Source organism: Pseudomonas sp. IT-P100 (assembly GCF_949767185.1).
GTDB classification, from domain to species: domain Bacteria; phylum Pseudomonadota; class Gammaproteobacteria; order Pseudomonadales; family Pseudomonadaceae; genus Aquipseudomonas; species Aquipseudomonas fluorescens_B.
On the sequence record NZ_CATKQK010000014.1, the window covers coordinates 68,724 to 88,233 of the forward strand.

19 protein-coding genes are annotated in these 19,510 nt (G+C 60.2%); 9 read left to right on the forward strand and 10 right to left on the reverse strand.

The window, feature by feature from the left end; genetic code table 11:
- Positions 1 to 208 precede the first annotated feature (208 nt).
- On the forward strand, positions 209 to 1,498 hold the full coding sequence (locus tag ACM6IQ_RS14420; RefSeq protein ID WP_414879133.1) for a hypothetical protein: 1,290 nt from the start codon (positions 209 to 211) through the stop codon (positions 1,496 to 1,498).
- Positions 1,499 to 1,576: 78 nt separating this feature from the next.
- Positions 1,577 to 3,079 carry a sodium/proton antiporter NhaB gene (nhaB, locus tag ACM6IQ_RS14425; protein WP_414879134.1) on the forward strand — a complete coding sequence of 501 codons (1,503 nt, stop codon included), beginning with the start codon at positions 1,577 to 1,579 and terminating at the stop codon, positions 3,077 to 3,079.
- A 58-nt stretch (positions 3,080 to 3,137) separates the two neighbouring features.
- On the opposite strand, the gene ACM6IQ_RS14430 is transcribed toward nhaB, so the two are convergent.
- Genes ACM6IQ_RS14430 through gnd form a run of 3 tightly spaced genes read right to left on the reverse strand, consistent with a single transcriptional unit; the run spans position 3,138 to position 6,456 of the window.
- The gene (locus ACM6IQ_RS14430) at positions 3,138 to 3,959 is read right to left on the reverse strand and encodes a Cof-type HAD-IIB family hydrolase (RefSeq protein WP_017338679.1); all 822 of its coding nucleotides are present in this window, start codon (positions 3,957 to 3,959) and stop codon (positions 3,138 to 3,140) included.
- Positions 3,956 to 5,479 carry a glucose-6-phosphate dehydrogenase gene (gene zwf / locus ACM6IQ_RS14435; protein ID WP_414879135.1) on the reverse strand — a complete coding sequence of 508 codons (1,524 nt, stop codon included), beginning with the start codon at positions 5,477 to 5,479 and terminating at the stop codon, positions 3,956 to 3,958. The genes ACM6IQ_RS14430 and zwf overlap by 4 nt, the downstream gene beginning before the upstream one ends.
- Positions 5,476 to 6,456, reverse strand: coding sequence for a phosphogluconate dehydrogenase (NAD(+)-dependent, decarboxylating) (gene gnd / locus ACM6IQ_RS14440; protein ID WP_017338677.1), 981 nt, complete (start codon positions 6,454 to 6,456; stop codon positions 5,476 to 5,478). Before gnd ends, zwf begins: the two co-directional genes overlap by 4 nt.
- 271 nt (positions 6,457 to 6,727) lie before the next feature.
- Here gnd and ACM6IQ_RS14445 point away from each other — a divergent pair, with 271 nt between their 5' ends.
- The 3 genes from ACM6IQ_RS14445 to ACM6IQ_RS14455 all read left to right on the forward strand — a co-directional run bounded on the left by ACM6IQ_RS14445 (position 6,728) and on the right by ACM6IQ_RS14455 (position 9,221).
- Positions 6,728 to 6,910: a DUF6026 family protein gene (locus ACM6IQ_RS14445; protein ID WP_017338676.1), complete on the forward strand. Its 183-nt coding sequence runs from the start codon at positions 6,728 to 6,730 to the stop codon at positions 6,908 to 6,910.
- Between the two features lie 198 nt (positions 6,911 to 7,108).
- Positions 7,109 to 8,857 (forward strand): phosphoethanolamine transferase CptA, encoded by a 1,749-nt coding sequence (locus ACM6IQ_RS14450; RefSeq protein WP_017338675.1) that lies wholly within the window; start codon positions 7,109 to 7,111, stop codon positions 8,855 to 8,857.
- A gap of 163 nt (positions 8,858 to 9,020) precedes the next feature.
- Positions 9,021 to 9,221, forward strand: a complete 201-nt coding sequence (locus ACM6IQ_RS14455) for a hypothetical protein (protein WP_017338674.1) — start codon at positions 9,021 to 9,023, stop codon at positions 9,219 to 9,221.
- Positions 9,222 to 9,328: 107 nt separating this feature from the next.
- Here ACM6IQ_RS14455 and ACM6IQ_RS14460 read toward each other — a convergent pair whose 3' ends face one another.
- From ACM6IQ_RS14460 to ACM6IQ_RS14480, 5 genes are all read right to left on the reverse strand, one after another.
- Positions 9,329 to 9,820, reverse strand: coding sequence for a GNAT family N-acetyltransferase (locus ACM6IQ_RS14460; RefSeq protein ID WP_017338673.1), 492 nt, complete (start codon positions 9,818 to 9,820; stop codon positions 9,329 to 9,331).
- A 93-nt stretch (positions 9,821 to 9,913) separates the two neighbouring features.
- Positions 9,914 to 10,501 (reverse strand): DinB family protein, encoded by a 588-nt coding sequence (locus ACM6IQ_RS14465; RefSeq protein ID WP_414879136.1) that lies wholly within the window; start codon positions 10,499 to 10,501, stop codon positions 9,914 to 9,916.
- A gap of 18 nt (positions 10,502 to 10,519) precedes the next feature.
- The gene (zapE, locus tag ACM6IQ_RS14470; RefSeq protein WP_414879137.1) at positions 10,520 to 11,638 is read right to left on the reverse strand and encodes a cell division protein ZapE; all 1,119 of its coding nucleotides are present in this window, start codon (positions 11,636 to 11,638) and stop codon (positions 10,520 to 10,522) included.
- A gap of 30 nt (positions 11,639 to 11,668) precedes the next feature.
- On the reverse strand, positions 11,669 to 12,010 hold the full coding sequence (locus ACM6IQ_RS14475; RefSeq protein WP_414879138.1) for a nuclear transport factor 2 family protein: 342 nt from the start codon (positions 12,008 to 12,010) through the stop codon (positions 11,669 to 11,671).
- Between the two features lie 52 nt (positions 12,011 to 12,062).
- Positions 12,063 to 12,779: a helix-turn-helix transcriptional regulator gene (locus tag ACM6IQ_RS14480; RefSeq protein ID WP_017338669.1), complete on the reverse strand. Its 717-nt coding sequence runs from the start codon at positions 12,777 to 12,779 to the stop codon at positions 12,063 to 12,065.
- A gap of 203 nt (positions 12,780 to 12,982) precedes the next feature.
- On the opposite strand from ACM6IQ_RS14480, the gene ACM6IQ_RS14485 reads away from it, so the two are divergent.
- Complete coding sequence (locus tag ACM6IQ_RS14485; RefSeq protein ID WP_414879139.1) at positions 12,983 to 14,035, forward strand: aldo/keto reductase; 1,053 nt, start codon at positions 12,983 to 12,985, stop codon at positions 14,033 to 14,035.
- A 151-nt stretch (positions 14,036 to 14,186) separates the two neighbouring features.
- Here ACM6IQ_RS14485 and speB read toward each other — a convergent pair whose 3' ends face one another.
- A complete protein-coding gene (gene speB, locus ACM6IQ_RS14490; protein ID WP_414879140.1) occupies positions 14,187 to 15,146 on the reverse strand; it encodes an agmatinase in 960 nt (319 codons plus the stop codon).
- A gap of 19 nt (positions 15,147 to 15,165) precedes the next feature.
- Complete coding sequence (locus tag ACM6IQ_RS14495) at positions 15,166 to 16,257, reverse strand: polyamine ABC transporter substrate-binding protein (RefSeq protein ID WP_414879141.1); 1,092 nt, start codon at positions 16,255 to 16,257, stop codon at positions 15,166 to 15,168.
- 101 nt (positions 16,258 to 16,358) lie between these two features.
- On the opposite strand from ACM6IQ_RS14495, the gene ACM6IQ_RS14500 reads away from it, so the two are divergent.
- From ACM6IQ_RS14500 to ACM6IQ_RS14510, 3 genes are all read left to right on the forward strand, one after another.
- Positions 16,359 to 17,252 carry a LysR family transcriptional regulator gene (locus tag ACM6IQ_RS14500; RefSeq protein WP_414879142.1) on the forward strand — a complete coding sequence of 298 codons (894 nt, stop codon included), beginning with the start codon at positions 16,359 to 16,361 and terminating at the stop codon, positions 17,250 to 17,252.
- A gap of 103 nt (positions 17,253 to 17,355) precedes the next feature.
- Complete coding sequence (locus tag ACM6IQ_RS14505; protein WP_414879143.1) at positions 17,356 to 18,828, forward strand: nucleobase:cation symporter-2 family protein; 1,473 nt, start codon at positions 17,356 to 17,358, stop codon at positions 18,826 to 18,828.
- 56 nt (positions 18,829 to 18,884) lie between these two features.
- Positions 18,885 to 19,358 carry an LEA type 2 family protein gene (locus ACM6IQ_RS14510; RefSeq protein ID WP_414879144.1) on the forward strand — a complete coding sequence of 158 codons (474 nt, stop codon included), beginning with the start codon at positions 18,885 to 18,887 and terminating at the stop codon, positions 19,356 to 19,358.
- Positions 19,359 to 19,510: the final 152 nt, after the last annotated feature.

The window sequence follows — 19,510 nt, forward strand, 5'->3', positions numbered from 1 at the left end:
ACACACTTTCGACGTCCGTTTATTCGAAGTTCCCAAGGCCAATTCATTGGCTGGCTTTTCAGTGGTTCGAAAAGACACTGTTCTGGCACAAAGCGACCCTCCGCTTGTTAGTTCTCTCAGTTGTGGAACCGGTCATTCAGGCGTTGAATGATTCCCCAGTCGCCACCGCCTATTCCTGGATCACGACGACTCGCAAGGAGACGCGTGCATGTCAATCCAGAGCGCTTTAGCCTTACCCGCAGCGCTGAACGATGCAGGGAAACTTGATGAGTCCTTTGCCGGCTCCGGCAAAACCCAAGTGTATTTCGCTGGCAGCACCTCCAGCATGGCCAATGGCGTCGCGATTGATTCCGCGGGCAGGCTGCTGATAGCCGCAAAAGTCGGCACCCCGGGTGGCAGCCGCTTTGGCCTGGCACGTCTGCTCGAGGACGGCTCGGCGGACCTGGCCTTCGGCCAACAAGGCAGTGTCATCAGCCAGTTCAAACCCGGCTTTGAAGCCATGGGCGGCAAAGTCCTGCTACTGGCCGATGGGCGCATCCTGTTGGCCGGCCTGCACTATGAGAATGCGCACCGAACCCTGCCCGCCTTCGCGCTTTTCAATCAGCAGGGTAAACCGGTCCAGTCATTCGGCGACAACGGACGCTGTATCGTGCGCCTGCCGGGCAATCTTTCCCAAGGCGTGCGCGATGCCTGGTTGCCGCCTGGCGTGCCGGGCGCCGAAGCGTGTGATGTGTGCGTGCCGGACAACGGGCGAATCCTTTTGCTGACCAATCACCATTTCGAACTGGCCGATCATGTCGGCGTACTGGTACGGCTTCACCCCGACGGCTCACTGGACGATACCTTCAACGGACGCGGTTTCGTGCTGGTCAGGCATCTGCTGATGAACACTTGGCTGAGTAGCCTGCTGGTGCAACCTGACGGACGGATTCTGGTCGGCGGCTCGATCAACTTTCCTGAAGAAGGCCTGCTGGCGCGTTATCACAGCAACGGCAGCCTCGACGAAAGTTTCGCCGTGGATGGTTTCATGGGTTTCATGGCACAGGGACGTCATGCTCAGGTCAGCCAGATCGTCCAGCAACACAGTGGCGACCTGCAATGTGTTGGCAGCAGCCGCGACCCTATGCAGTGCATGGTCCTGAAAGTCCATAGCAATGGTCGCCCGGACATTCACTGCAACGGCGGCCAACCGCAATTACTGGAAATTGGCCACAACGGCTGCCAGTGGACCGCCGCCCAGGTTCTGGCGGACGGCAGCGTGCTGACCGTCGGCGCTACAGCCGGGGGCATCGAAGCTGATTTCATTCTGGCCCGGCACCTGCCCGGCGGACAGCTCGATGGCCGCTTTGGCAATGGCAGCGGTTGGGTCCGCACCCGTTTGAGCCGCGGCCCGGATACCGCGACCTCGCTGGCCGTGCAGTCCAATGGCAACATCGTTGTAGGCGGCCATTCGCTGGATGGTAACTACCGGGCAGTCGTCGCACGGTATCTGGGATAGGCACTCCGACCTATCCGACGCTTGATCTTCCCTTCGGCTTACGGCAACTTGCGCGCTTCTTAATACAAGGAGCAGCCGATGTCTGGCTCAATGGCTCAAGCGTTCGCGCATAATTTTCTCGGGCACTCACCTCGCTGGTACAAGGCCAGCATTCTCGGGTTCCTGATTCTCAACGCCCTGGTGTTGTGGACCGTGGGTCCGGTGGCCGCCGGTTGGCTGCTGGTGCTGGAGTTCATCTTTACCCTGGCCATGGCGCTCAAGTGCTATCCGCTGATGCCCGGTGGCTTGCTGCTGATCGAAGCGCTGCTGTTGAAGATGACCACGCCCCAGGCGCTGTATGACGAACTGGTGCACAACTTCCCGGTCATCCTGCTGCTGATGTTCATGGTGGCGGGTATCTACTTCATGAAAGAACTGCTGCTGTTTATGTTCTCGCGCCTGCTGCTCGGTGTTCGCTCCAAGGCCTTGCTGGCGTTGATGTTCTGCTTCCTGTCGGCGTTTCTCTCGGCCTTTCTCGATGCCTTGACCGTGACCGCCGTGATCATCAGCGCAGCCGTGGGGTTCTACTCGGTGTATCACCGCGTGGCCTCGGGCAATGATCCGCGTCAGGACAGTGAGTATGGCGATGACCAGCACCTTCCAAAGCTGCATCACGCAGATCTCGAACAGTTCCGCGCCTTCCTGCGCAGCCTGCTGATGCACGGCGCCGTGGGCACCGCGCTGGGCGGCGTCTGTACCTTGGTTGGCGAGCCACAGAACCTGCTGATCGGCCACGAAATGGGTTGGCACTTTGCTGAGTTCTTCCTGAAAGTCGCGCCGGTTTCGCTGCCGGTGCTGGTGGCAGGCCTGGTGACGTGCGTGCTGCTGGAGAAGTTGCGCTGGTTCGGTTACGGCACACTCCTGCCGGACAACGTGCGCGCCGTGCTGGCCAACTATGCCGCCGAAGACAACGCCGAACGCACCTCGCGCCAACGCGCGGCGCTGATCGTTCAGGGGCTGGCGGCGCTGATTCTGATTGGCTGCCTGGCCTTTCATGTGGCTGAAGTGGGCCTGATCGGCTTGATGGTGATCGTACTGATCACCGCGTTCACTGGCATTACTGACGAGCATCGCCTCGGCAGTGCGTTCAAGGACGCCATGCCGTTCACAGCGCTGCTGGTGGTGTTTTTTGCGGTGGTGGCGGTGATTCACGATCAGCAGTTATTCACCCCGTTGATCCGTTGGGTGCTGGCGCTGCCGGCAGATCAACAACCGGGCATGCTGTTTATTGCCAACGGCTTGCTGTCGGCCATCAGCGACAACGTGTTTGTCGCGACCATCTACATCACCGAAGTGAAACAGGCCTTCATCTCCGGGCAAATGAGCCGTGAACATTTCGAGACACTGGCGATTGCGATCAACACCGGCACCAACCTGCCGAGTGTGGCGACGCCCAATGGTCAGGCGGCGTTTCTGTTTCTGCTGACGTCGGCGATTGCACCACTGATTCGCCTGTCGTACGGGCGGATGGTGTGGATGGCGGTGCCTTATACGGTGGTGATGGGTGGTCTCGGGTGGTACGCGGTGAGTTACTGGCTATAAACACCCGATAAACAATGTGGGAGCAAGCCGGTCTCGCTCCCACATTGGTTTTGTGTCGCTAGCGAGGGAGGATATACCGCTCGATCGCCTGCGCCGCACCGTCTTCGGTATTGGCCCCGGTCACCACGTCAGCCTGACGCTTCACCGCTTCTTCCGACTGCCCCATGGCAATCGACAGGCCTGCGCGGTGAAACATGGCGGGGTCATTGCCGCCATCGCCCATGGCCGCCGTCTGCTCGATCGGCACACCCAGGAACTCGGCCAGTGTCGCCAGCGCTGAGCCCTTGTTCGCCTGCATCGCGGTCACATCCAGATAAACCGGTTGCGATCGCGAGACCTGCGCCTGACCCTCGACCATGGGCAGCAATTGCGCCTCCAGCTCAATCAACAGCTGCGCGTTATTGCTCGCCGCGACGATCTTGTCGATGTGTTCCAGATACGGTTCAAAACTTTCCACCACCACTGGCGGATAGCCCAGGCCATGCTGTTCCCGGGGCACCATCGGCCCGGTCGGGTCTTTCACCAGCCAGTCGCCGCCACTGAATACCCACACCTCAATGTCCGGCAGATCGGCAAACAGCGTCAGCGTGGTCAGTGCGGCCGTGGCCGGCAAATAATGCGCGACCAGCAAACTGCCATCGGGATGGACGATCGTGCCGCCATTGAAGGCCGCCGTCGGCAAGTCCACGCCCAGCGCTTCGATCTGCTGCAACATGGCTTTCGGCGGCCGGCCAGTGGCCAGGCTGAACAGAACACCCGCGTCGCGCAACGAACGAACGGCTTCTATGGTGCGCTGGCTTAGGCTGTGGTCCGGCAGCAACAACGTGCCGTCCATGTCACTGAGCAAAAAGCGAATGAGTTGTTGCGTTTCACCACTCATCCGAGGCTATGCCAGACGCGGCCGTCGCGAGCCAGCAGGTCTTCTGCCGTCGCCGGGCCGTCTTCACCAGCCGCGTAGGTCTGTAGGCTCGGGTCCTGCTGCCAGGCGTCGAGAAAAGGTTGCACGGCGCGCCAGCCGTTTTCGATATTGTCAGCGCGCTGGAACAGCGTCTGATCGCCGGTCAGGCAATCGTAGATCAAGGTTTCGTAGCCGGTGGACGGCTGCATCTCAAAGAAATCCTTGTAGGCAAAACCCAGTTCGATATTGGCCATTTTCAGCGCCGGGCCAGGCCGCTTGGCCAGAAGATCGAACCACATGCCTTCATTGGGCTGAATCTGGATCCGCAGGTAGGTCGGTTGCAGCTCATCGACCTCGGTATCACGGAACTGAGCATAAGGCGCCGGTTTGAAACAGATGACGATCTCGGTGTCGCGCACGCTCATGCGCTTGCCGGTGCGCAGGTAGAACGGCACGCCGACCCAACGCCAGTTGTCGATCATGACTTTGAGCGCGACATAGGTTTCGGTGGTGCTGTCGGGCGCTACGTTGTTTTCCTGGCGATAACCTGGCAGCGGCTTGCCGTCGATTTCGCTGGCGGTGTATTGGCCGCGTACCGAATTGGCTCGCGCCTCTTCGGTGGACCAGGGCCGGATCGCTCCCACCACTTTGGCTTTCTCGCCGCGAACCGCATCGGCGCCAAAGGCGGCCGGCGGTTCCATGGCCACCATCGCCAATAGCTGGAACAGGTGATTGGGCACCATGTCCCGCAGAGCGCCGGTGTGCTCGTAAAAACTGCCACGGGTTTCCACACCGACGGTTTCCGCGGCGGTGATTTGTACGTGGTCGATGTAATGGTTGTTCCAGAAAGCTTCAAACAGGCTGTTGGAGAACCGGCTGATCAGAATGTTCTGCACGGTTTCCTTGCCCAGATAGTGATCGATCCGATAGATCTGGTTTTCCGTCATGACCCTTAGCAAGCACGCGTTCAAGGCTTCGGCAGTGTGCAGATCGGAACCGAACGGTTTTTCGATCACCACCCTCCTGAAGGCTTCCGGTGTCTCTTGCAGCAAACCGGCGGCGCCGAGGCGACGCACCACTTCGCTGAAGAAACGTGGCGCGGTGGCCAGATAGAACACCGCGTTGCCGGTGCCGCTGGCGGCAATTTTCGCCGCCAGCGCCTGATAGGTGCTGTCGTCCAGGAAATCGCCCTGGACGTAGCTGATGCCTTTGGCGAGTTTGGCCCACAGTTGCGGATCAAGGGCTTGATCGCCCTTGCCGACCTTGCTCGCCACTTCAGCGCGAATGAAATCTTCGAGCTTCTGCGCAAAGGCCTCATCGGTGATGGCGTTGTGGTCAACGCCAATGATCCGCAGTCCATCGCCAAGCAGACCGTCGCGACTCAGGTTGTACAGCGCCGGCATCAGCAAGCGCTTGACCAGGTCTCCGTGGGCACCGAACAGGAACAGCGTGGTCGGTGGTGCGGGTTCTGCCTTGGATTTATTGCGGATCAAGCGGGTCATTTTTTCGCAGTCTCCACGTGGCCGCCGAAGCCGAAGCGCTGGGCAGAGAGAATCTTGTCGCCAAAGGTGCCTTGCCCGCGGGAACGGTAGCGGGAGAACAGCGAGTTCGACAGCACCGGCACGGGCACCGATTGCTCCATGGCGGCTTCGATGGTCCAGCGACCTTCACCGCTGTCAGCCACCGAGCCTGAGTAACCGTCGAGTTTCGGATCGCTGGCGAGGGCGTCAGCCGTCAGGTCGAGCAGCCAGGACGACACGACGCTGCCACGGCGCCAGACTTCGGCGATGTCGGCGACATTGAGATCAAAACGCTGATCTTCCGGCAGGTTGGTGCTGGCCTTGGTCTTGAGAATGTCGAAGCCCTCGGCGAAGGCCTGCATCATTCCGTATTCGATGCCGTTGTGGATCATCTTCACGAAATGGCCAGAGCCTGCGGGACCGGCGTGGATGTAACCGCGTTCGGCACGATCGTCGTCCGACTTGCGATCCTTGGTGCGCGGGATATCACCCATGCCCGGCGCCAGGCTGTCGAACAGCGGATCAAGGCGTTTCACCACTTCGGCTTCGCCGCCGATCATCATGCAGTAACCGCGGTCCAGGCCCCAGACGCCGCCGGAGGTGCCGACGTCGACGTAGTGCAGGCCTTTTTCCGACAGGGTTTTCGCCCGGCGGATGTCGTCCTTATAGAAGGTGTTGCCGCCGTCGATGATGGTGTCGCCGGGTTCGAGCAAGGTGCTCAGGGTGTCGATGGTGTCTTCGGTCGGTGCGCCGGCCGGCAGCATGACCCAGACCGCTCGTGGCTTGGCCAGGCCAGCGACCAGGGCCGGCAGGTCGATGACGCCTTTGGCGCCTTCGGCAGCCAGGGTGTCGACGAAGGCGGTATTGCGGTCGTAAACAACGGTGGTGTGCCCGTTGAGCATCAGGCGCCGCGCAATATTGCCGCCCATGCGGCCCAGTCCAATAATCCCGAGTTGCATGTGCTGATGCTCCCTACTACAAATAAATGTGTGTCAAAGGTTATAGCCCAACGCGACTAATGAGGGTTAGTCCAGAGCGTTGGCGTGAAGTTTCCGGGCATTGTGCCCGATCCAGACTGATAACGTCTGGAATCGTGCCAAAGACACAACGACCATGAAAAATAAAAAAGTTCCCTTGCGGGGCAAAAGAAATCAAAATCGGTGCCGATAGTAAATAAGCACCGATGTCGGGGCGGATTTACAGTTGAGACAGCCATTTGCGAGGTGAGCAATGGGCACAGTACAAGCAGCACGGCCAGCACAAACCCTTTACGTCACGATCCGTCGCGATGAATTGCGCCAGTTGAAAGACGAGCGCGACCAACTGAAGCAGGAAGTCGAGCAATTGCGCCTGCTGACTCAAGGCATCCAGGCTCAGCCGAAGCCTGTCACGTTGCGAGCTCCCCACGCCTGACCCTCGCCTGATTCGGAAGCAGCCCTGCGCTGTTTCCGATATGTCTTTTCGATTCGCCAGCGTTCCCAGCTCACAAAACTTTCACACCCCCTTGTTGATACTCCGGCCCCAATATGGCCGCTCGGTGTCCGCGCGGCCCCCGTTCGTCGGCGACTTTTTAGTCCCGGCGGTGAAAAGTGATTCTGGCTGGAGCGCGCAATGGCTTTGTTTCAACGCAGCAGCAGTTTGTCTGCGAAAGGATTCGATTGGGCAGGGATTCTGTGGCTGTTTGTGTTCTTCTGGTATTTTTCCGGCATCACCCAGCTGCTGATCCAGTTGACGGGCACTTCCGGATTCAGCGGATTCCGCCAGGCCTTTGTGATGAGCGCCATCTGGCTGGCGCCGATGCTGATGTTTCCCCGGCAAACCCGTGTGTTGGCCGCACTGATAGGCGTGGTGCTATGGGCCTGTTCCATGGCCAGCCTGGGTTATTTCTTCATCTATCAGCAGGAATTTTCCCAGAGCGTCATCTTCATCATGTTCGAATCGAACATCTCTGAAGCTGGCGAGTACATGACCCAGTATTTCGCCTGGTGGATGATTGTAGCGTTCCTCGCCCACACCCTTTTTGCGTATTTCCTGTGGACACGGTTGCGCCCGGTATACATGCCCCGCGGTCGCGCGCTGGTGGCGGCGACGGCCATTCTGGTGGCTGTGGTCGGCTATCCGATGATCAAACAGACCGCCCGCACCGGCAGCCTCGCCGGCGGTTTCGAAAAGTTCGAAACCCGTATCGAACCGGCAGTGCCATGGCAGATGGCAGTGGCTTATCACCGTTACCTCGACACCCTCGCCGGCATGCAGGACATGCTCGCCAGTGCGAGCAAGATTCCTCCGCTGCACAACCTCAAGGATGCCACGGCCAACCAGCCGGCCACGCTGGTGCTGGTGATCGGTGAATCCACCAACCGTCAGCGCATGAGCCTCTATGGCTATCCGCGTGAAACCACGCCGGAACTGGACAAGCTCAAGGATCAGCTGGCGGTCTTCGATAACGTCATCACCCCACGCCCCTACACCATCGAGGCGCTGCAGCAGGTGCTGACCTTCGCCGACGAAGAAAACCCGGACCTGTACCTGTCGACCCCGTCATTGGTCAGCATGATGAAACAGGCCGGCTACAAAACGTTCTGGATCACCAACCAGCAGACCATGACCAAACGCAACACCATGCTCACGACCTTCTCCGAGCAGGCCGACGAGCAGGTGTACCTGAACAACAACCGTAACCAGAACGCCGCCCAGTACGACGGCGATGTGATCGAACCGTTCAACAAGGCCCTGGCTGATGCGGCGCCACGCAAGTTGATCGTCGTGCATCTGCTCGGCACCCACATGAGCTACCAGTACCGCTATCCGTCGACATTCGACAAGTTCAAGGACCGCAATGGCGTGCCCGCCGGCGTGCGTGACGATCAACTGCCGACCTACAACAGCTATGACAACGCGGTGCTGTACAACGACTTCGTGGTCTCGAGCCTGATCAAGGACTATGCCAAGTCCGATCCGAACGGTTTCCTGCTGTACCTCTCCGACCACGGTGAAGACGTTTTCGACTCGCCCGGCCACAGCACACTGGGTCGCAACGAGGCCAAGCCGACGGCGCCGATGTACACCATTCCGTTCATGGCCTGGGCTTCGCCGAAGTGGCGCGAAAGCCATGACTGGCGCTTCGCCGAAGACCTCGGGCGGCCGTACAGCAGCTCGCACCTGATCCATACCTGGGCCGATCTGGCGGGGTTGAATTTCGATGAGCTCGATCGCAGCAAGAGCCTGGTCAGCGACAGTTTCAAACCACGCCCACTGATGATCGGCAATCCCTATGAACGCGAGCAGAAGGCGTTGATCGACTTCAGCCTGATCAAACCGAAGGCGAAACCAAACCCCGCGAACGTCGTTTTGCAGTAAACCTTTCAGGGGCCGTATCCGGCCCCTTTTTCTTGCCCGTCCCAAACCGGGACGGGGAAGCCCATGTGCAGTTAATTCCCAATTAACGAAATCGGCAGATAATGGTCGCGCGACATTGCTTCATGGAAGAAAGGCACCCGATATCCGATGTGGGAGGCGAACCATGAAACGTACACCCTTGATCGTTGCCGGCCTGATGACGTTCGTTTCGGCCAGCGCATTTGCAGAAGGCGGCGCGGAACGCATGCGCTATTACTACGAGAGCCTGCGGCTGAGCCAGCAGGAGAATCAGAGCCAGCAAACCGCTCAAGTCCGGGTTCCGGACGATCAGACGGCGCAGGTGACGGAGCATTACAAACAATGAACCGAGCGAGGCAAGACTCGGAGGCGTAGGTGCCGGCTTGCTGGCGACGGCGTTTTGGAGATCGCCACCGCCAGCAAGCCGGCTCCCGCAAAAAGCAGAGCGCGATGCTACAGAGCCTTGGTCCAGAACAGCATCCGGCCGTGCGCCGGATCGAACATGCCGGCGCTGAAGCCGAATTTGGCGTAGGACGACTGGGCCACGGCATTACCTTCCAGCACTTCCAGGGTGATTTTGCAGCAGCCACGCTGACGGGCGATTTCCTCGACCTTCTGCAGCATCTTCTGGCTCAGGCCCAATCCACGAAACGCCTTCATCACGACGACGTCGTGCACGTTGACCAACGGACGACAGGCGAACGTCGAAAAGCCTTCAAAGCAATTGACCAGCCCGGCCGGTTCTCCACCGACAAAAGCCAGCACGCTGAACGCATGGGGACGCTTGGCCAGTTCTTCCGGCAGGTGCTCCAGCACCTCGGCGGGCAAGGAATGACCGCCACCCATCGGATCTTCGGCGTAATGATTCAACACAAGGCGTACAGCCTCGGCATGCACCGGGTTGGTGTAGCTGGCCTGAAGCACAAGAATTTCTGCGGATTCCATTTCCATCCTCGATCACACATAAAAAGCCCCGGCGCGCAGACCGCACCGCAAGGTCCAGCGACCCTATCGCGAGTGCTGCTCATCCTGCAATCTTTAACCGGAAGTGCCCCAGATCAGCGCTTCGGTCCAGCCCAGTTCGGCGAAGTCCGCAGCCCGAAGGCCCGACTCACCGACACAGAAAAACTCGTCCAGCTGCGGTGGTGCGATCGACGTTCCACTGAGCATCGCGTGAATCTGCCCACGGTGATGAATCTGGTGCTCGAACAGGTGCGACAGCATGCGCAGCCGACTCTCGTGTTGCGGCGTGTCCCGGGCGATGGTCACGATCTTGCACAGGTCCGCGTCGCGCATCTGTTCGCAGTAAGCGATCAACCGACGATCCACCTGGGCCTGTTCGCGCTTGAGGTCCGCAGCGGCGGTGAACGGCTCGTCGTCAGTGAAAAACACGTAGCAATCCGGGTGTGGCGCATCCCCGCGCAACTCACGTTCCAGCGCATCCACATAAAACCAGTCGCAGGTCAGGATGTGATTGAGGGTCGCCCGCAGGCTGGGGAAGAAACTGACTCGCGGCGCCACCAGGTCCTGCGGACTCAACTGCCCCCAGGCCTTGGCCAGTCGATGATTGGCCCAGGCGTTCTGATAGGCCATGGTCAGCAAATGATGGGACAAGGGCTGATTCATGTTCGCGGCTCCTTGGGTTCAAGCGTCGGCGAAACGTTGCAGCTGCATTTCCTGTAAGCGGCTGAGGGTGCGACGGAACGGGAATTCCAGATAGCCTTCGGTGTAGAGCGATTCCATCGGCACCTGCGCCTCAAGGTACAGCGGCACTTTGCGGTCGTAGCATTCGTCCACCAACGCGATGAAACGCCGCACACCATCGTCGTGTACCGACAATTGCGGCAATTCGCGATCGCCCGCCACCACCCGCTCGACACCGTCTTCGGTACCACGGGCGATGCGCCCTTCGCGCTTTTGCGCGCTGAGGTTGGGCACTTCACTCAACAGAATAGCCTTGTAGGTGTCGCACAGGGCCATGAAATCCATGGCGGCAAAGGGTTGTTCGCAGAGGTCGGCGTAACGGCACCAGAGCACGGTTTCACTGGCCTGCACCACCTTCAGCGAACGGTAGCCGACCTTGACCGGCTCGACGAAAACCGACTGGCCGGCGGTCAACGCCTTGAACACATCGCCCAGCGCGCCAGACTGACCGGGCGCGGCGACCCAATAGCGTTGCAAACCTGCGCCGGGATGCAGGCGATGGTCCTCGCCGCCATCCACTGCAATCACCTGCATATGGCGCTTGATCGCCTCGATCGCCGGCACGAAGCGGTCACGGTTGAAGCCATCGGCGTACAGCAGGTCCGGCGGCTGATTAGAGGTGCAGACCACCACCACGCCCTGGTCGAACATCACTTGAAACAAGCGCCCGAGAATGATCGCGTCGCCGATGTCATTGACGAACAGCTCATCGAAACACAGCACGCGCACTTCTTCGCTCAATTCCCGGGCCAGCGCTTTCAGCGGGTCGGCAGTGCCGGTCAGCTGAAACGAGCGCTGATGCACCCAGCCCATGAAGTGATGGAAGTGCTGGCGTCGGGCCGGGACCTGCAAGCTTTGGTAGAACTGGTCCATCAACCAGGTCTTGCCCCGCCCGACCGGGCCCCAGAGGTAAACGCCCATCACCTGCGAGCGACCTTCATGCAGCGCTTCGTAGCATTTTTGCAACGCCCAGACAGCATGCTCCTGGGCTTCGTCCTGGACGAAGCCCTTCTGTTCGATGGCGTGTTGCCAGGCGCTTAACGGGGAGTCGACATTCATGCGCGGCAGTATGCCATCGCGGCGCGGCCGCTACAGTGAAATGTCCAGTCGAGCGATCTTGCCCTGCTCGTTCAGACGGAACATGTAGCGCAATTCCAGCGGGCTGCCGGGAAACGTGCCGGACACCCGGTTATGCACCAGTACCTTGCCCGTGCGCAGTTGCACGTCGAGCACTTCGACTTTTGGCTGATAACGCCGGGCAGTGTCCTGCATCCACTGGGCGATGGCCTGGGCGCCGATCTGATGCCGGCCTTCGTCGAACACATTGGCATCCTCAGCGAAGAAACTGGCGACCCTCGAGGTGTCGCGGGCATTGGCGGCAGCCAGGTAAGCGGCGATGGCGGGCGCAAGCGAAGAGGCGGAACTGGACATGTTTATAACTCCTTGTTGGTTGATTCTGGAGCCATGCTAAAACATGCCTGTGTCAGTTCTTGTCAGGAGTGAAACGCCCCGCCTCATCCAGTTGCATCTGCTTGCGCCAGGTGCGCAACAGGTCACCGCGCCGCCCCGGATAACGCTCGCCCTGCTCGTCTGCCGCCGAAATCCGGTCGGTGCGAAACGTCCGATAGGCGCCGCGGAGTTCACACCAGGCGACGATGATTCGCACTTCGTTGAGAAACCCCAGCGCCAAAGGCCAGATCAACCGCTGGCTCGGCACCTGTTGGGCGTCCGCATAGTCGATGTGCAACTTGGCCTGATTGCGGATCGCCTGGCGAAACACATTCAACGCCACGGCATTGGGTGCGAAGCCATAACCAGGCGGGCCCGGCAGTACCGTCGGGTTGCGTAAGGCGTCCAGCGCCTCGGGCGCCAGCACCGCAGCAATCTTGGCCAGCGCATCGGCTGCCGCCTTGCTCAACACCTCATCACCGCGCTGATCCACGTAGCGCAGTCCCAGCACGATGGCTTCGGTTTCGTCGGCGTTGAGCATCAAAGGCGGCAGAAACAAACCGCTGCGCAGCACGTAACCGATGCCCGCCTCGCCGTAGATCGGCGCACCCAGCGCGGTCAGTTCAGCGATATCGCGGTATAGCGTGCGCTCGGAAATCTCCAGTTCACCGGCAAGGGTCGCCGCCGTGACCGGGCGACTCTTGCCGCGCAGCACTTGCAACAGGGTCAGTAAACGTGTGGTGCGAGACACGATTGGCGAGCTCTTTCCGGAAAAGTGGTCGGAGCTTAGCAGAGGGTCCTGTCAGAAAGTGGCAGTAGCGAAACGCTTCGTGGCCGGCCTTATTGCCGCGATTGAAAAAGCTCCTTGACGAAATACATGACAGACATCATCTTTTATACATGTCATACGACATTTATAATCAGTCACCGACTATTCCCTCCAGGAGTCATCCCATGCATTACAAAGTGTTCGGCCGAAAAACCGGCTTGCGTGTTTCGGAACTGGCGTTGGGCGCGGGTAACTTTGGTACGGGTTGGGGCCACGGCGCCGAACGCGATGAAGCCCAACGCATATTTGATGGCTACCTGGAGGCCGGCGGCAATTTCATCGACACCGCCAACGGTTATCAGGGTGGCCAGTCGGAAGCCATGCTCAGCGAGTTCATCGCCCCGGAGCGTGATCGCCTGGTCATCGCCACCAAATACACCTTGGGAACTACGCCGGCCGCGGGCATTTCCCACACCGGCAACAACCGCAAGAACATGGTTCGCGCCGTGGAAGAAAGCCTGGCACGGCTCAAGACCGATCACATCGACCTCTTCTGGGCGCACATGAGTGACGGTGTCACGCCCATGGAAGAGATCCTGCGGGGTTTCGATGATCTGGTGCGCGCCGGCAAGATTCACTACGCCGGCCTGTCGAACTTCCCGGCGTGGCGCATCGCCCGGGCCGACCTGCTGGCCGAAGTCCGCGGTTTTGCGCCAATTGCCGCCATTCAGGTCGAGTACAGCCTCGCCGAACGCACGGCCGAACGCGAACAACTGCCGATGGCCGAAGCGTTGGGGCTGGCCGCGACCTTATGGTCGCCCTTGGGTGGCGGGTTCCTGACTGGCAAATACCGTTCCAGCGACGAGAACAACCGCGCCGCTAAACTGGGCATGCTGGTGCACGCCGAGAAAAGCGCCCGCGAAACCGCCCTGCTCGACACCTTGCTCGCCGTCGCGGCAGAACTGGGCGCCAGCCCGACGCACGTAGCCATTGCCTGGCTGCGGGAAAAAGCCAAGCGCTCGACGACCGCGCTGATTCCGATTCTGGGTTCGCGTACGCGTGAGCAGCTGGATGCGACGTTGGGCGCGTTGAATGTGCAGGTGAGCGCGGAACAGTTGGCGCGGCTGGATGGGGTCAGCGCCGTGGCGATGGGTGTGCCACATGAGTCCATTGCCGGTTCTGTTGCACGGTTTGGCGGGAGTGAAACCCTGGATCCGCCGATAATTCCGGTCGCCTGACACCCACCAGATTGCAGGAAAGAACCTCCGTGGCGAGGGAGCTTGCTCCCGCTCGGCTGCGAAGCAGTCGCAAGGCTTTGGGGCCGCTTCGCGACCCAGCGGGAGCAAGCTCCCTCGCCACGGAGGTTTGCTCCCGCATTTTGATCACGGACTATCGATCCACCTTATGTTTAGCCGCATACAAACACAGCATCTCCATCGCCAACGTCGCCGCCGCCAGTGAGGTAATGTCCGCACTGTCGTAGGCCGGCGCCACCTCTACCACATCCATTCCCACCAGATTGATCCCGCGCAACCCGCCGAGGATTTCCAGCGCCTGCACCGTGCTCAAACCGCCGCACACCGGCGTTCCGGTGCCGGGGGCGAAGGCGGGGTCGAGGCAATCGATGTCGAATGTCAGGTACACCGGGTTGTCGCCGACCCGTGCCCGAATGGCTTCGGCAATCGCCTCGACTCCACGGCGATGCACTTGCCGCGCATCCAGTACCTGGAAGCCCTGATGATCGTCATTGGTGGTGCGCAAGCCGATCTGTACCGAGCGCGACGGGTCCACCAGACCTTCCTTGGCCGCATGCCAGAACATCGTGCCGTGATCGACGCGCTTGCCCTCTTCGTCCGGCCAGGTGTCGCTGTGCGCGTCAAAATGGATCAGCGAAAGCGCCCCATGTTTACGGGCGTGGGCCTTGAGCAGCGGGTAACTGATGAAGTGATCGCCGCCGAAGGTCAGCATCGCGCAACCGGCATTCAGAATGCGTTCGGCGTGGGCTTCAATGCTTTCCGGTACCGAATGAGGCGAGCCGTAATCGAAGTCGCAATCACCGTAGTCGATCACGGCGAGGTGATCGAACGGATCGAACGCCCACGGCCAGTGGCGTTCCCAGGCAATCCCGGTGGATGCAGCGCGAATGCCACGGGGTCCGAAACGCGCGCCGGGACGGTTGCTGGTGGCGGTATCGAACGGCACGCCGCTGACGGCAACATCAACACCGCGCAAGTCACGGCTGTAACGACGACGCATGAAACTGGTGATACCGGCGTAGGTACTTTCGGCGGCAGTCCCGTAGAGACTGTCGCGGGTCATGGCCTGATCGTTTTGCACTGGGACGTCCATCGGTTTCTCCTTGTTTTAGTTATTGGCGGCTACGGAAAGTGGTCCACAAACGGGTGCGCTGACGCATGTCCTTGAGGCTCATACTGCGGTCGGCGTACAGCCGTTCGCGCACATCGGCGAGCGGGTAAATGTCCGGATCGGTGCGCACCGCTTCATCCACCAGCGGCGTGGCGGCCTGGTTGGCCGTGGCGAAGAACAGCGTGTTGGTCAGCGCCGCGACGGACTCGGGGCGCAACATGAACTCGATGAAGGCGCGGGCAGCTTCGGGGTGCGGTGCATCCTTGGGAATCGCCAGGTTGTCCTGCCAGACCAGCGTGCCCTCCCTGGGAATCCGGTACGCCACTTCGTAGGGCTTGCCGGCTTTGCGCGCCTGATCGGCAGCCATGCTGGCGTCACCGTTGTAGGTCAACGCCAGACAAACGCTGCCATTGGCCAGATCGCTGATCTGCCGCCCGGTGGCGACGTACAGCACATTCGGCTGAAGCTGATGCAACAAGGCCTCGGCGGCTGACAGATCAGACTTGTCGGTGCTGTAGGGATCTTTACCCAGATAGTGCAGCGCCAGGCCGATCACCTCTTGCGGCGAATCGAGAATGGCAATGCCACAGTCTTTCAACTGGCTGGCGTATTCGGGTTTGAACAACAGATCGAGGCTGTTGAGCGGCACATTAGGCAAACGCTTTTTCACCGCTTCGACATTCATCCCAAGCCCCAAAGTGCCCCAGGTATAGGGCACGCCGTAGCGGTTGCCGGGATCGACCGCGGCGAGTTTTTCCAGCAAGTCCGGATCGAGGTTGGCGTAGCCCTTGAGGCCTTCGTGGGGAATCGCCTTCAACGCGCCGGCCGCCAACCCGCGCGCCAGCACGCTGGACGACGGCACCACCACGTCATAACCACTGCCGCCGGTGAGCAGCTTGGTTTCCAGCACTTCCGAGGAGTCGAAGGTGTCGTAGCGCACATGAATGCCGGTTTCCTGCTCGAAGCGCTGCAGGGTGTCCGGCGCGACGTAATCGGCCCAGCTGTAGAGATTGACGACGTTTTCCTCGGCCTGAGCCGAAACCGCCATGGAAAGGAACAGTGCGGGTAAACACAGCTTGAATGAAGGACCCATGACGAACACCTGACCAGAGGAAGTGGCTGCAGCATGCGTCGTCGGATACATTGAAAAAATACCAAGTCAATTATCCTGACTTTATTGCGGAGTAATGTTTGATGCTCGGCCAGCTTCACGATGTGGATCTGCAATTGCTGCGTCTGTTTGTCAGCGTGGTGGAATGTGGCGGTTTCAGTGCGGCCCAGGGAGAACTGGGCCTGAGTCAATCGAGCATCAGCCAGCAAATGGCCAGGCTCGAAACCCGGCTCGGTTATCGGCTGTGCAGTCGCGGCAAGGGCGGATTCAGGATCACACCTAAAGGCGAACAACTGCTGATCGCGACGCGGGGGCTGTTCGAGTCGATCGAAGCGTTCCGTCATCAATCCAATGGCGTGGCCGGCCGGCTGATCGGCGAGGTGCGTCTGGGGCTGTCCGAAGCCGTGGATCAATCGGTGCTGCAGCGGGTGGCCGAGGCGATCCGCCGCTTTCGCGAGCGCGATGAGTCGGTGCGCATCGAGTTGATCAGCGCCATGCCCGGCGAGATGGAGCGCTTGCTGCTGCAACAACGGCTGGACCTGGCGATCGGTTATTTCTCACAGGTGCAGAGTGCGTTTGACTACCGCGAACTGTTCAGCGAAACCCAGCATTTGTATTGCGCCCCCGGCCATCCGCTGTTCACTGACGATGCGCCAGACGATCAGGCGTTGCAGGCCTGCGACCGGGTGGATCACCCTTACCGCTTTCTACGCAGCGATGAGCCCTTCCAGGGCAAGCGGTGCTCGGCGCGCTCGGAACAGGTCGAGGGCACCCTCGCTTTCATTCTGTCCGGTAAGCATGTCGGCTATCTGCCCAGTCATTTCGCCCGCAGCTGGGAAGACAAGGGGTTGCTCAAGGCCGTGCGCCAAAGCGATATGAGTTTCGACGTGGCCTTCCATCTTGCCCGCCATCGGGCGCAGGTGCCGGGGGATGCACAGAAAGCGTTTGAAGAGGATCTACTGGCAGCGTTTGCCTGAATCCCCCGGTGTAAACCCGAGTTAATGTTTCGACATACCTGTCTTTCTGGCATCCTGCGCCTCCATTTTCTGCCCCGGCCCGCCTTTCGGCACGCAAACCACCATGACCGCCTCTGAAAAAGCCCCTGCCCCGCGCCACAGCGACCTGATCTACGGCCTCGACGACCGCCCGCATTTGACCGCCACGGTCTTCGCCGCCCTGCAACACGTACTCGCCAGTTTCGTCGGCATCATTACCCCGACCCTGATCATGGGCAGCGCCCTCGGCCTGCAAAGCGAAATTCCCTATCTGATCAGCATGGCGCTGTTTGTCTCAGGCCTGGGCACCTTTGTCCAGGCACGCCGATTCGGCCCGATCGGTTCCGGTTTGCTGTGCTTGCAAGGCACCAGTTTTTCGTTCATCAGCGTGATCCTCAGCGCCGGTTTCATGGTCAAGGCGCGCGGCGGCGGCACCGATGAAATTCTTTCGACGATCTTTGGCGTGTGTTTTTTCGCCGCGTTCATTGAGGTGGTGTTGAGCCAGTTCATCGGCAAACTGCGGATGCTGATCACGCCGGTAGTGACCGGGACGATCATCACGCTGATGGGCCTGTCGCTGATCAAAGTCGCCATGACCGATATCGCCGGCGGCTTCGGCGCGACCGACCTCGGTGCCGCCAGCCATCTGGGATTGGCAGCGCTTGTGCTCGGCACCATCGTGGTGTTGAACCGGGTGGATGTGCCGTTCCTGCGTCTCGGGGCGATCGTGATCGGCCTGACTTTCGGTTATGTCGTCGCCTGGTTCATGGGCCACGTGGATTTCAGCAGCATGCCCGACGTGCCGCTGATGAGCGTGCCGGTGCCGTTCAAGTATGGGTTCAACTTCGACTGGGTGGCGTTCGTGCCGGTGGCGGTGATTTTCCTGGTGTCGCCGCTGGAGGCCGCCGGCGATCTCACCGCCAACTCGATGATTTCCCGGCAGCCGGTCAAAGGCCCGATCTACCTCCGCCGGATCAAGTCCGGCCTGCTCGCCGACGGTCTCAACTCAGCCATGGCAGCCGTGTTCAACAGCATGCCGATGGTGACCTTCGCGCAGAACAACGGCGTGATTCAACTGACCGGCGTGGCCAGCCGTTACGTGGCTTTTTTCATTGCCGGTCTACTGGTGGTGCTGGGGTTGTTCCCGATGATCGGCGCCGTGCTGCAACTGATGCCCAAACCGGTACTCGGTGGCGCTGAACTGGTGATGTTCGGCACCGTGGCGGTCGCCGGCATCAAGATCCTCGCCGAAGCCGGCCTGCACCGGCGCAACATGCTGATCGTGGCGATTTCCCTCGGCATGGGTCTTGGAGTGGCGGCTGTGCCGGAGGTGCTGCGCGAGTTGCCGAAAGCGCTGCACAACATCTTTGAATCGCCGATCACCGTCGGCGCGTTGTGCGCTATCGTGCTGAATATCTTCCTGCCCGAAGAGTTCATCGAGCTGGAAGAAGACGATTTCGATCCGGAAGCCTCGATACTCCAGGTCATGGAAAACCCGGATGTGCCGGCCAAAGGTGAACCCGCCTCGCCTGCGGTTGTCGCACAGTTGAACCGCTAGGCACGCTCAAGGCCGAGCCAAGGGCGGTTCGGCCTTTTCTTCAAGAGAGCATGTCCATGCGCAGTGTCCACGCCGTTGTCCTTTGCCTCCTTTTATTGTCCCTGAGCGCCTGCGCCCTGTTTCCCAATCGCGACCCGCTGAACATCAATGTGGTCGGTTTCGAGCCGTTGCAAAGCCAGGACATGGAAGTGCGTTTCGCAGTGAAAATCCGCGTACAGAATCCCAATGAAACCGCGATCGACTACAACGGCGTGGCGCTGGACCTGTCAGTCAACGGCCAGCCCCTCGCCTCCGGCGTCAGTGATCAGTCGGGCTCGATCGGGCGCTTTTCCGAGACAGTGCTGAGCGTGCCGGTGAGTGTTTCGGCGTTCTCGGTGCTGCGCCAGACTTTGGGCCTGAGCCAGACCCAAACGTTGAACAACCTGCCTTATGTCTTGCGCGGCAAACTGGCGGGCGGTTTGTTCGGCACGATGCGATTTACAGACAGCGGCAAGCTGAGTTTGCCGGGGTCGACAGTCGGCACCTGGTAAATGCACTAACGCTGATAATCCAATGTGAGAGCGAGCTTTTGTGGCGAGGGAGCTTGCTCCCGCTGGGGCGCGAAGCGGCCCCAAAAGCTTTACGACTGCTTCGCAGCCGAGCGGGAGCAAGCTCCCTCGCCACAAAAACTCACACACATTTT